Source organism: Kitasatospora sp. NPDC101176 (assembly GCF_044768035.1).
Classification (GTDB): Bacteria; Actinomycetota; Actinomycetes; order Streptomycetales; family Streptomycetaceae; genus Kitasatospora.
In genome coordinates this window covers 1-12,166 of sequence record NZ_JBIWPA010000056.1, presented here as the reverse complement: position 1 = coordinate 12,166, position 12,166 = coordinate 1, and the positions used below count along the sequence as shown (strand labels likewise).

Below are 12,166 nucleotides of genomic sequence, written 5' to 3'. Positions count from 1 at the left end.
ATGATGCGGGACGCGAAGATCACGCAGATCTACGAGGGCACCAACCAGGTCCAGCGCATCGTCATGGCCCGCAACCTGCCGTAACGCACCCCCCCGGGGCGCACCGGCCCCCGACCGCACGCCGCGGCCGGGGGCCGTGCGCGTCCCCGCCGGCGCCGCCCGGAATCCGCGCGACGGCCGCGGGCGGTGATCCGGTGCGCGGCGCGGGGCCGGGGATCTGTGTACACGCACGCACCTCGGTACGATGAACGCCATGAACCGTGCCGACCTCACCCTGGGCCCGCTCTCCGAGCAGGACCACGTCTTCTACGGCCTGGTCTGGGCCGGCACCACCCTCGCGGCCGAGGTGGACCGCGCGCTCACCCGCAGGCACGGGCTGGCGCTGTCCTGGTTCGAGGTGATGCTCTGGCTGAACGGGCAGCGGGAGCCGGTCGCCTCCTCCGACCTCGGGGCGAAGACCATGCTCAGCCGCAGCCAGGTCTCCCGGGTCGTGGACGCCCTCGCCGCGCGCGGCCTGGTCCACCGCACGCCCTCCGCCACCGACGCCCGGTCGGTGCGGATCGAGTTGACCGAACAGGGCCGGGCGGCCTTCGCCGAGGCGGACGCGACCCGGCGCGCGGTGCTCGCCCCGCTCTTCACCGACCGGCTCGACGAGGGGGACATCGCGGCCCTGGAGGCGGTCTGGCGCAAGCTGAAGCAGCCGCCGCGACCCACCGCGCCGGGGCCCGCGGCCCCGCCGGCCGGTTAGCGGGCCCGCCGACCGGGGTCAGCGGGCCCGGCGGTCCGGTGCGGAGCCCGGAGCGGCCCGCTCCGAGGCCGTCCTGATCACCTCGTCCAGCACCTCGCGCGAGCGCACCAGGTCGGTGATCATCCGGTCGATCCGGTCGCGCTCGGCGGTGAGCTCCTCGACCAGCCGCGGGGTGGCGACCTCGTTGGGCCCGCCGTCGCGGTCGCGCATGCAGGGGAGGATCTCGTGGATCTTGCGGCTGTGCAGCCCGGCCGCGAACAGCTCCTGGATGAGGACGACCCGGTCCACCGCCCCGTCCGGGTACTCGCGGTGCCCGCCGAGCGTCCGGGTGGGGAACAGCAGGCCCTGCTCCTCGTAGTAGCGCAGCGAGCGTTCGCTCACGCCCGTCCGTGCCGCCAGTTCGCCGATCCGCATGCCGCCCCCGCCGCCGTGGCCCAACACGTCAACCCGGGACGGATGCTAGCCTCCCCGGCCGCCCGGCTAGCACGACACCTCCGCGCGGCGGCCCACCGGGGGTACCGCGCGGCGGCCCGCCGGTCGTGCCATGATCCCTGCATGGCTTCCAACGTTTTCTTCGACATCGAGATCGACGGCGTTCCGTCGGGCCGCATCGTCTTCAAGCTGTACGACGACGTCGTCCCCAAGACCGCCCGCAACTTCCGCGAGCTCGCCACCGGCCAGAACGGCTTCGGCTACGAGGGCTCCGGCTTCCACCGCGTGATCCCGCAGTTCATGCTGCAGGGCGGTGACTTCACCAACCACAACGGCACCGGTGGCAAGAGCATCTACGGCGAGAAGTTCGCCGACGAGAACTTCCAGCTCAAGCACGACCGCCCGGGCCTGCTGTCGATGGCCAACGCCGGCCGCAACACCAACGGCTCGCAGTTCTTCATCACCACCATCGTGACCGACTGGCTGGACGGCAAGCACGTCGTCTTCGGCGAGGTCGTCGAGGGCATGGACATCGTGAAGCTCGTCGAGTCCAAGGGCTCGCAGAGCGGCCGCACCTCGGCGAAGATCACCATCGCCAAGTCCGGCGTCGTCGAGTAGTCACACCCGCACGCCGACGCGTACCGCCCCGGGAGCGGGAAGTCCGTCGATCCGACTTCCCGCTCCGGGGCGGTGGCGTTCCCGCCGCCCTGCGGCCCCCTGCGGCTCGCGCCGTAGGTCGAAAGGACGATGGCGGCCGGCCGCGGGGCCGGGTGGAATGGCCGGATGGATCACGAGAAGCCCCACGAAGGCCTCACGCCGGACCGGCGGGCCGCCTACCTCGACCGCATCGCCCTGCCCGACCCGGGTGCACCGTCCCCGGAGGCCCTCGCGCGGCTGCAGCTCGCCCACCTGCGCGCCGTGCCCTTCGAGAACCTGAGCATCCACCTCGGCGAGCCGATCGTCCTGGAGCCGGGCCTGCTGGTGGACAAGGTCGTGACCCGCCGGCGCGGCGGCTTCTGCTACGAACTCAACGGCGCCTTCGCCGAATTGCTCCGCTCCCTGGGCTACCGGGTGAGCCTGCTGGCCGGCCGGGTCTTCGACGGTGACCGGCCCGGACTGCCGTACGACCACCTCGCACTGCGGGTCGAGCTGGACCGCCCCTGGCTGGTGGACGTCGGCTTCGGCCGGTTCAGCCGCCGGCCGCTGCTCCTCGACGAGCGCGCCGAACAGGCGGACCCGCACGGCACGTTCACCGTCGCCCCGTACGGCGAGCACGGCGAACTCGACGTCCTGATGGACGGTACGCCGCAGTACCGGCTGGACGGCCTGACCCACCCGCTCCGGGACTTCCTCCCCACCTGCTGGTGGCACAGCACCTCGCCCGACTCCCCGTTCGCCCGGGGCACGACCTGCTCGCTCCTCGCCGAGGACGGCGGCCGGATCACCCTCAACGGCAGGAAGCTCCTGCGCACCGCCCCGGACGGCACCCGCAGCGAGGAGCAACTCGCCGACGCCGGGGCCCTGGAGGCGTACCGGGACCACTTCGGCATCACCCTCGACCGCCTGCCGGGCTGAGCGCCGCCGGGCGGGCACCGCCCGGGCCGGGCACGCCACCGCCCCCGGACCGGGTGGTCCGGGGGCGGTGGCGGTGGCGGTGACCGGCGGCGGTGCGGCCGGTCCGCGTCACGAAGGGCCGGCCGCGAAGGGCCTGCCGCGGAGGGTCACTTGAAGTCCGGCACCGCGGTGTCGTTCTTGAAGGCGTCGAAGACCTGCTTGGACTTGTTGGCGTCCCACTGGACCGCCGACTCGCCGGTCTTGGTCCGGAAGTCGGCGTTGCCGATCGGGACGGTGATGCTCCGGCCGCCGCCGCCGTTGACGTCCTTCATGGCGAGGAAGAGCGAGCCGAGGTCGGTGAGCCCGGCGTCGTCGTCGACGATCAGGGTGCCGAGGCCGGCGTCGATCAGCGGGTAGAGCGTGAACGGGTTGAGCACGGTGCCGGGGGAGGCGGCCTGGTGGGCGAGGGCGCCGAGGAACTTCTGCTGGTTGCGCATCCGGCCGAGGTCCTGGTCGGCCATCTGGTGGCGCTGGCGGACGAAGGCGAGGGCCTGCTTGCCGTTGAGGGTCTGGTCGCCGGCCTTGAGGTCGAGGCCGGAGTCCTTGTCCTTGACGTCCTGGTCGATGTGCATCTCGACGCCGCCGATGGAGTCGACGATGCCGACGAAGCCGGCGAAGCCGATCTCCGCGTAGTGGTCGATGCGGATGCCGGTGTTGAGCTCGACGGTCTGGACGAGCAGCCGCCCGCCGCCGGCACCGAAGGCCGAGTTGATCTTGGCGGTGGTGCCCTTGACGGTCTTGCCGTTGCTGCCGGGGTGGTCCGGGATCGGCACCCAGGAGTCGCGCGGGATGCTCATCAGGGTGTTCCCGTTGTCCCCGACGTGCAGGATCATCATCGAGTCGCTGCGCTTGCCCTCGTCGTGGCCGGTGTGCAGGTCGTCCTGCTCGCCCTCGGAGAGGCCCTGGCGGCTGTCGGAGCCGACGATCAGCCAGTTGGTGCCCTTGCCGGCCGCCGGGCGGCCGGGGTAGTCGGCCAGCACGTTCTCGTGGTTGAGCTTGGAGTCGGCCCAGAACCAGGTGGACACGGCGGTCACCATGACGGCGATCAGCAGGCCGAAGACCGACCACTTGACGATCCGGCGCCGCGGCCAGCGACCGGACGGCGCGGGGGCGGGCCGGGTACCGGCGGGCCCGCCCGGTCCACCGGGGCCGCCCGGTCCGCCGGGCCCGGCCGGACCCCCGGGTCTCCCCGGCCCGTCGGGCCGGCCGCCCGGACCCTGCGGCGGGACACCGCCGAGGCGGGACGGAGGCTCCGGCTGCCGCGGGGCCGGAGCCGCCGGTCCGCGCGGGTTCAGCGAGGACGGCAGCGGCGGCTCGGCCGCCGTGCCGCCGTGCCCGTACGCGCCGCCGTTGCCGCCGCCCCCATACGGGTTCCCGCCGCCGTACGGGTTCCCGCCGCCGCCCGGGCGGCCCTCCTGCCACGTGTTCATGTGGTCGAGGATGCCCGACCCCGGTCGCGGTGACTCCCCCCGGGTGGCCCGCCAGGCCTCTTGTAGCAGTTTTGATGCACGTGTCGGATCGTTCCGAGGCAAGGTCCGCGCGCCCGCACCACGGCGGGGAGCGCCCGGCGCGCGGGCGGCGCCGGAGGTGCGCCGGGTGACCCGCCGGTCCGCCAGCCGCTCGGCCCGGTCGCCCGCCGCAGCCGGTCACCCGCCGTTCAACGGGCGAAACGATTCTTGACCGGCTCGAACGGCCCGTGTTTGCATTTCGGCATGGATCAGCGTTGGGCACTCACGCGTCGGCGGTACGTCGACCTGCGGCGTGGTGTGGCCTGTTCGCTCTGTCGCGGCTGAAGCGCGCCCACCGAACCACCCCGGCGTACCCCCACCGACGCCCGGACACCCTTCCTCCGGCCCCGGCCCGCACCGTCCCCGCCGACGGCACCCGCGCCGCGCCGCCCCCGCTTCCAGCCAGAGGTGAACCCATGGCCACCGTCCTGTCCGTTTCCGGCTCCCCGTCCGCCACGTCCCGGACCACCCGGCTGCTCCGCCACGTCGACGCGCTCCTGGAGGCCCGCGGCCACCACGTCGTCCCCTTCGAGGCGCGTTCCCTGCCCGCGCACGCCCTGCTGTCCGGCGACTTCGACCACCCGGAGATCGTCGCGGTCACCGAGCTGTTCGCCCGGGCCGACGGCGTCGTCATCGGCACCCCCGTCTACAAGGCCGCCTACTCGGGCCTGTTGAAGGCGCTGCTGGACGTGCTCCCGCAGTACGCGCTGGCCGGCAAGGCCGTCCTGCCGCTGGCCACCGGCGGCTCGCCCGCGCACGTGCTGGCGGTGGACTACGCGCTGCGCCCGGTGCTCAGCTCGATGGGGGCCGGCCACGTGACCCAGGGCTGGTTCGTGCTCGACCGCCACATCACCGCCCGGGAGGACGGCACGACCCTGGTCGAGCGCGCGACCGACGCCCTGCTGACCCCGGTCGTGGAGGGCTTCGCCCACGCCCTGGAACGGCAGGCGGTGCCGGCGCTGACCGGCTGAGGAGTCCGTCGCGGGCCCCGTACGGGGCGTCCCGGAGACGGGGCGCGGCACCCCCTAGGGGGAGGGGCGTCGCGCCCCGTAGAACCTTGGTTGGGCGGCTTCATTCCGGCGGATGACGAGCCCGCCGGCCGCCGCTCCTACCGTTGTGGACGTCCCCGCTCGTACCGACGAGGGGCGAGGTTCTCCCGGGAGCCGGCGCCCGCCGGAACCGGTGGGTGGGGTCAACTCCCGGTCGACGACTCCTTCCCGCGGCATGCCCGCGGGCGGGCCGGCCGGGGTCGACGGGCGGGCCCACATCCGAGGAGACTCCAGTGACGACGGCAGCAGCAGCCGTGTACGACCCCCAGCTTCCCGGCGGCGTCCCCGCCGTCGCCGCGTCGGGCCGCCAGGTCACCAAGGCCTACGGCGCCGGCGAGACCAGGGTCACCGCGCTCGACGCGGTGGACGTGGACATCCAGCGCGGCCGGTTCACCGCGATCATGGGCCCCTCGGGCTCCGGCAAGTCGACCCTGATGCACTGCCTGGCGGGCCTGGACACGGTCAGCAGCGGCCGGATCCGGATCGGCGACACCGAGATCACCGGGCTGAAGGACAAGCAGCTGACCAGGCTCCGCCGGGACAAGATCGGCTTCATCTTCCAGGCGTTCAACCTGCTCCCCACGCTGACCGCGCTGGAGAACATCACGCTGCCGATGGACATCGCCGGCCGCCGGCCGGACACGGCCTGGCTCGACCAGGTGGTGGAGACCGTCGGCCTGGCGGGCCGGCTCCGGCACCGCCCGGCCCAGCTGTCCGGCGGCCAGCAGCAGCGCGTCGCCGTGGCCCGGGCCCTGGCCGCCCGGCCGGAGATCATCTTCGGGGACGAGCCCACCGGCAACCTGGACTCCCGGGCCGGCGCCGAGGTGCTGACCTTCCTGCGCCGCTCCGTGGACGAGCTGGGCCAGACCATCGTGATGGTCACCCACGACCCGGTCGCCGCGGGCTACGCGGACCGCGTGCTCTTCCTCGCCGACGGCGTGATCGTCGACGAGATGCACGCGCCCACCGCCGACTCCGTCCTCGAACGCATGCGCCGTTTCGACGGCAAGCGCACCAGCTGAGCGGGCGGGACACCATCGTGCTGCTCAGAACCGCTCTGCGGAGCTTCTTCGCCCACAAGGGCCGGATGGCCCTCTCGCTCGTCGCCGTGGTGCTGTCGGTGGCCTTCGTCTCCGGCACCCTGCTCTTCTCCGAGACCGCGACCAGCACCTTCGACAAGCTCTTCGCCGCGACCGCCTCCGACGTCTCCGTCCAGCCGCCCAAGCCGGCCGAGGACGAGGAGCAGCAGGCCGCCGGCAAGCCGCGGACCGTCCCGGTGGCGGTCGTCCAGCAGGTCGCCGCGGTGCCCGGGGTGCGGACGGCGGTCGGCCAGGTCATGGTCCAGGACGCGACCCTGGTCGACCCGGCCACCGACAAGCTCGTCGGTCCGACCAGTGGTGCGCCGACCCTGGTCGGCAACTGGACCGAGACCCCGCGCACCCCCGTGCGCATCACGCAGGGCCACGCCCCGCAGAACTCCGGCGAGCTGGTCCTGGACGCGGACACCGCGAAGAAGGCGAAGCTCGGCCTCGGTGCCCGGCTGCGGGTCGACGACCCGGGCGGCCGGCACGAGTTCACCGTCGCGGGCATCGCCACCTTCACCACGACCAACCCGGGCGCGGCGCTGGCCTTCCTGGACACCCCGACGGCACAGCGGGTGCTGCTCGGCGAGCAGGCCTTCACCTCGGTCGAGGCGTTCGGCGACGGCAGCCGCGGCAACGACCTGCTCAAGGCCGACGCCCTGGCCCGGCTGGGCACCGGCTACCAGGTGAAGACGGCGGCCGAGCAGCAGGACGAGAACGCCAAGAGCGTCGGCAGCGGCCTCGACTTCATGAAGAACGCGATGCTCGGCTTCGCGCTGATCTCGGCGTTCGTCGGCGGCTTCCTGATCATCAACACCTTCTCGATGCTGGTCGCCCAGCGCACCCGGGAGATCGGCCTGCTGCGCGCCATCGGCGGCAGCCGCCGGCAGGTGAACCGCTCGGTGCTGATGGAGGCGCTGATCCTGGGCCTGCTCGGCTCGACCCTCGGGGTCGGTGCGGGGCTGGGGATCGCGGTCGGCCTGATCCGGCTGATGAACGCGATCGGCATGGACCTGCGGGCGAGCGACCTGCAGATCGGCCCGAGCCCGTTCGTCGCGGGGTACGCCCTGGGCATCGTGGTCACCCTGGTGGCGGCCTGGGTCCCGGCGCGCCGGGCGAGCCGGATCGCGCCGATGGCGGCCCTGCGCGACCACGGGACGCCGGCGGAGGGCCGGGCCGCCCTGGTCCGCACCGTCCTCGGCCTGGTCCTGACGGCGGGCGGCGGCGCGCTGCTGGTGCTCGGTGCGCGGGCTGAGAAGGCGGCCACCGGTGGGGAGTACCTGGGCCTGGGCGTGCTGCTCACCCTGATCGGCTTCGTGGTGCTCGGGCCGCTGCTGGCCACCGTGGTGGTCCGGGTGCTCGGTGCGCTGCTGCCGGCCCTGTTCGGCCCGTCCGGCCGGCTCGCCCAGCGCAACGCGATGCGCAACCCGCGTCGTACCGGCGCCACCGCCGCCGCGCTGATGATCGGACTGGCGCTGGTGATCGGCTCCTCGGTGTTCAGCGCCTCGGCGGTCACCTCGGCCAACGCCCAGATCGACCGCTCGGTCGGTGCGGACTACATCGTCCAGGGCGGCCGCACCGCGGTCACCGACGAGATGCTGGACGCGGTCCGCCGGACCCCGGGCATCGACCACGTCACCACCCAGAAGAACTTCGCCCCCAGGCTCCTGCTGCCGGACGGCAGCAGCGCCAGGACCGAGCTCACCGCCGTGCCGCCCGCGTTCTTCGGCACCGACTTCCACCTCCCGGTCGTCTCCGGGTCGGTGGACGCCATCGGGCGCGGCTCGCTGGGCGTCGGCGAGGCCTTCGCCGCGGACCACCACCTGACGCTCGGCGACCGGGTCACCGTCGCCTACGGCCAGGGCCGCACCCAGGTGCTGCCGGTCGGTGCGGTCCTCGCGAAGGGCTCGCTGTTCGGCGACGGCTCCTTCGTCGACTTCGACACCATGGCCCGGGTGGTCCCGGCCGCCGAGCAGCCGCCGGTGTGGACCTTCTTCGCCAAGGCCTCCGCCGGCGCCGACGTGGCCCGGACGCTGACCGCCCTGGAGGGCGCGCTCAAGGAGTACCCGCAGCTGACCGTCAAGGACCAGGCGGGCTACAAGGAGGTCGTGCAGTCGCAGGTCAACACCCTGCTCTACCTGATCTACGGCCTGGTCGGCCTCTCCATCACGGTCGCCGTCCTCGGGGTGGTCAACACCCTCGCGCTGTCGGTGGTCGAGCGGACCCGCGAGATCGGTCTGCTGCGGGCGATCGGGCTCTCCCGCCGCCAGCTGCGCCGGATGATCCGGCTGGAGTCCGTGGTGATCGCGGTGTTCGGCGCGGTCCTCGGCACCGGGCTCGGCCTGGCCTGGGGCGTCACCGCCCAGCGGGTGCTGCGGGACCAGGGGCTGGACACGCTCTCGGTGCCGACCACCACGATCGCGGTCACGCTGGTCGCCTCCGGGGTGATCGGCCTGGTCGCCGCCCTCGTCCCGGCCTTCCGGGCCGGGCGGATGAACGTCCTCGCGGCCATCGCGACGGACTGAGCCGGCGGCCGGGGGAGCCGCCCTCCCGGGGGGAACGGGGGAACTGGGGAACGGGGGAACGGGGGCCGGGTGCGCACAGCGCCCGGCCCCCGGGTATTCACCGCCGTTCACCACGTGCGCCGAACCTGCGCCGAACCTGCACCGAACCCGCGCCGACGGCCTCCGGAGCCCGCCCGGAGGGCCCGCAGCGCCCGGTTCCGGCCCGGTTCGGGCCTCCGGAACCGGTCCGGCCCGCCCCGGATGCGGCCCCGGAAGGCGGGCGGAGTACGGTGGCCGTGATCACCGGACCGGCCCCGTGGACAGGGGTGCCTCCGGCCGCCCAGACCGGGACAAGACGGAGACGCGTCCGCACCGGTACGGTTGGCCCCGATGAACACCAAGGCTGCTGAGGAGCTGCCGGCTGTCTCCGTGATCATGCCGGTGCTCAACGAGGAACGACACCTGCGTACGGCGGTTCGGCGCATCCTGGATCAGGAGTACCCCGGGCCGATGGAGGTGGTGATCGCCCTCGGTCCGTCCACCGACCGGACCGCGGAGATCGCGGCCGAACTGGTGGCGGAGGACCCGCGGGTACGCACCGTGGCGAACCCCACCGGCCGCACCCCCGCAGGGCTGAACGCCGCGATCCGCGGGTCGCACCACCCGATAGTGGTGCGCGTGGACGGTCACGGCCTGCTGACCCCCGGCTACATCACCACGGCGGTGCGGCTGCTCGGCGAGATGGAGGCCGCCAACGTCGGCGGCATCATGCACGCCGAGGGCGAGACCGAGTGGGAGAACGCGGTCGCCGCCGCGATGACCTCCAAGATCGGCGTCGGCAACGCCGCCTTCCACACCGGCGGTCTGGCCGGCCCGGCGGACACCGTCTACCTCGGGGTGTTCCGGCGGGAGGTGCTGGAGCGGCTCGGCGGTTACAACGAGGAGTTCATCCGCGCCCAGGACTGGGAGCTCAACTACCGGATCCGCCAGGACGGCGGGCTGGTCTGGTTCACCCCCCAGCTGAAGGTGACGTACCGGCCCCGTCCCTCGGTGCGGGCGCTCGCCAAGCAGTACAAGGACTACGGCCGCTGGCGCCGAGTGGTCACCCGCTACCACCGCGGCTCGGTCAACCTGCGCTACCTGGCCCCGCCGGCCGCCCTCCTGGCGGTGACGCTCGGCCTGGTGCTGGGCGCCGCCGTCCACCCGGCCTTCCTCGCGGTGCCGGGCGCCTACCTGCTGGGCATCCTCGGCGGCGGCCTGGTCGAGGGCCGCGGCCTGTCCCTCAAGGCCAAGGCGCTGCTGCCGGTGGCGCTCGGGACGATGCACCTCAGCTGGGGCTTCGGCTTCCTCACCTCGCCCCGGAAGCTGGCCCGCCGGGTGATAGACAGCGTCGGACCGGCCTCCAAGGACGTGCTCTCCAAGGCCGGTTGAGCCTCCCGGCCCGGCCGCCCCGCCGCAACGGCCGCGGCGGCCGGGCTACTTGGCGCAGACGTCGGTGTCGTCCGCCTGCACCCGCTGGAGGTCCTTCGGCGCCTCGGTGGGCGCGGCCGGGGCGGTGGTCGGTGCGGCCAGCACGTCCTTGCCGAGCACGACCACCAGCGGGCCCTTCGGGTCCGCCTTCGGGTCCGGCCGGACGGCGTCGCCGGGCACTCCGAGGGCGGCGGCCAGCGCGGCGGCCGCGGCGTCCTGGCCCGTCGGGTAGGAGACCGAGGTGGTCGCCGCGGCGGGTGCGTCCGGGCCGGTCAGCGCCTTGGTGAAGCCCTTCGCCCGGAGCCGGTCCACGGTCGGCCCGGACTGTCCGCGGGTCCCGCTGCCGTTGCGCACCGTGACCCGGACGGCCTTGGCGTCCACGGCCGGGGCCGTGGCGGCCGGCGAGGCCTCCCCGGAGCCGGCCGGAGCGGGTTCGGCCGTGGCGGGGGCGGCGGTCTCGGTCAGCGAGCGGTCGGTGGCGATCATCGAGAACAGCTGTCCCGCGTCGGGCTGCTTGAGCACCAGGCGGTCCTTGTCCTGGGGGTCGTCCAGGACGGGCACGGTGGCGAAGGTGATGTTCTTGGTGTCCACCTTGCTGATGTCCAGCGCGAGGTCCTTCAGCTTGTCGACGCTGCCGATCCCGGAGTCCACGGTGAGCGCCCTGGTGGCGGCGTCCGCGAGCCGGTAGAGCTTGCTCGGGCTGGTCAGGGTGTCGTCGCTCTTGATCTTGCGGATCATCGAGCTGATGAACTGCTGCTGGAGCGGGATCCGGGTGAGGTCCCCGCCGAAGCCGACGGCGTGCCGGGTGCGGACGAAGGCCAGCGCGTCGTCACCCTGCACCACGTGCCGGCCCTTGCTCATCCTCAGGTGCGAGTCCGTGTCGTTGATGTCCTTGGCCACGCACACCTCGACCCCGCCGACCGCGGTCGAGAGGGACTTCACCGCCTCGAAGTTGACCTGCACGAAGTGGTCGACCCGGATCCCGGTGACCTTCTCGACGGTCTTCCACGAACAGCCCGGGTCGCGGCCCTCCTGACCGAGGCTGTTGTTGAACATGTCCCGCGCGGCGCCCGGGATCCGCTTGCCGTCGGCGCTCTGGCACTCCGGGATCGGCACCATCAGGTCGCGCGGGATGCTGATCACCGTCGCGTTGGAACGGTCCTTGGCGATGTGGAACAGCAGGGTGGTGTCGGCGTGCCCGTTGCTGCCCTCGTCGCCGTAGTCCCGCCCGAGGCCCTTCCGGCTGTCGGTGCCCAGCACCAGGACGTTCAGCGCCTCCCCGGCGGCCTTGGGCCGCTCCTCCTCGCTGCCGAGCTGCACCTTGACGGAGGTGATGTTGCTGTTGAAGTGCTGGTACAGGTAGTACGCGCCGCCGCAGCCCGCGACCATCGCCAGGGCGCCCGTCCCGGCGGTCCACTTGAGCACCCGGCGGCGCCGGGCCCGTTTGGCGGCGGCGGCCGCGCGGCGGCGGGAGTCTCGGCGGCCCCCCTCGGCGGCGGGGGCGGCGGTCGGTTCGGCGGCCGTGCGGCGGCGCTGGCGGGGGATCCCGGAGGCCGGGTCGACGCGGTACTGACCGGTTTCCGGTTTCTCCTCGTACACGGGGTTCCCTACCTTCGACCGGCCACGGCTCCGGCCCACCCGTACGACGGGCCGATCCGGACACACTAGATGAATGATGCGAAGGGTTAGTGGTCGTAGGCGGTCAGCGAGCGCATGACGGGCTGACCAGTGTGGTCGTTGTGCCAGATTGCGCAGGTCA

Annotated in this window: 11 protein-coding genes; 8 read left to right on the top strand and 3 right to left on the bottom strand. The window is 73.3% G+C overall.

The window, feature by feature from the left end; genetic code table 11:
• Nucleotides 1-84 (top strand): acyl-CoA dehydrogenase family protein (locus ACIRS1_RS38265; protein ID WP_094743042.1); only part of this gene is annotated, 84 nt, incomplete at its 5' end.
• Between the two features lie 169 nt (nt 85-253).
• A complete protein-coding gene (locus tag ACIRS1_RS38260) occupies nt 254-748 on the top strand; it encodes a MarR family transcriptional regulator (RefSeq protein ID WP_360222815.1) in 495 nt (164 codons plus the stop codon).
• Between the two features lie 18 nt (nt 749-766).
• Here ACIRS1_RS38260 and ACIRS1_RS38255 read toward each other — a convergent pair whose 3' ends face one another.
• Nucleotides 767-1,162, bottom strand: a complete 396-nt coding sequence (locus ACIRS1_RS38255; RefSeq protein WP_360222812.1) for a MerR family transcriptional regulator — start codon at nt 1,160-1,162, stop codon at nt 767-769.
• 141 nt (nt 1,163-1,303) lie between these two features.
• Here ACIRS1_RS38255 and ACIRS1_RS38250 point away from each other — a divergent pair, with 141 nt between their 5' ends.
• Both ACIRS1_RS38250 and ACIRS1_RS38245 read left to right on the top strand, forming a co-directional pair.
• Complete coding sequence (locus ACIRS1_RS38250) at nt 1,304-1,798, top strand: peptidylprolyl isomerase (RefSeq protein ID WP_402847285.1); 495 nt, start codon at nt 1,304-1,306, stop codon at nt 1,796-1,798.
• 165 nt (nt 1,799-1,963) lie between these two features.
• Nucleotides 1,964-2,755, top strand: coding sequence for an arylamine N-acetyltransferase (locus tag ACIRS1_RS38245; protein WP_402847283.1), 792 nt, complete (start codon nt 1,964-1,966; stop codon nt 2,753-2,755).
• Between the two features lie 146 nt (nt 2,756-2,901).
• Here ACIRS1_RS38245 and ACIRS1_RS38240 read toward each other — a convergent pair whose 3' ends face one another.
• On the bottom strand, nt 2,902-4,224 hold the full coding sequence (locus tag ACIRS1_RS38240; RefSeq protein WP_402847282.1) for an LCP family protein: 1,323 nt from the start codon (nt 4,222-4,224) through the stop codon (nt 2,902-2,904).
• A 494-nt stretch (nt 4,225-4,718) separates the two neighbouring features.
• Here ACIRS1_RS38240 and ssuE point away from each other — a divergent pair, with 494 nt between their 5' ends.
• The 4 genes from ssuE to ACIRS1_RS38220 all read left to right on the top strand — a co-directional run bounded on the left by ssuE (nt 4,719) and on the right by ACIRS1_RS38220 (nt 10,368).
• On the top strand, nt 4,719-5,273 hold the full coding sequence (ssuE, locus tag ACIRS1_RS38235) for an NADPH-dependent FMN reductase (RefSeq protein WP_402847281.1): 555 nt from the start codon (nt 4,719-4,721) through the stop codon (nt 5,271-5,273).
• 311 nt (nt 5,274-5,584) lie between these two features.
• On the top strand, nt 5,585-6,373 hold the full coding sequence (locus ACIRS1_RS38230; RefSeq protein WP_402847287.1) for an ABC transporter ATP-binding protein: 789 nt from the start codon (nt 5,585-5,587) through the stop codon (nt 6,371-6,373).
• A 14-nt stretch (nt 6,374-6,387) separates the two neighbouring features.
• On the top strand, nt 6,388-8,958 hold the full coding sequence (locus tag ACIRS1_RS38225; protein ID WP_402847286.1) for an ABC transporter permease: 2,571 nt from the start codon (nt 6,388-6,390) through the stop codon (nt 8,956-8,958).
• 369 nt (nt 8,959-9,327) lie between these two features.
• On the top strand, nt 9,328-10,368 hold the full coding sequence (locus ACIRS1_RS38220) for a glycosyltransferase family 2 protein (RefSeq protein WP_402847279.1): 1,041 nt from the start codon (nt 9,328-9,330) through the stop codon (nt 10,366-10,368).
• A 45-nt stretch (nt 10,369-10,413) separates the two neighbouring features.
• On the opposite strand, the gene ACIRS1_RS38215 is transcribed toward ACIRS1_RS38220, so the two are convergent.
• Nucleotides 10,414-12,006 carry an LCP family protein gene (locus ACIRS1_RS38215; RefSeq protein WP_402847278.1) on the bottom strand — a complete coding sequence of 531 codons (1,593 nt, stop codon included), beginning with the start codon at nt 12,004-12,006 and terminating at the stop codon, nt 10,414-10,416.
• Nucleotides 12,007-12,166 lie beyond the last annotated feature (160 nt).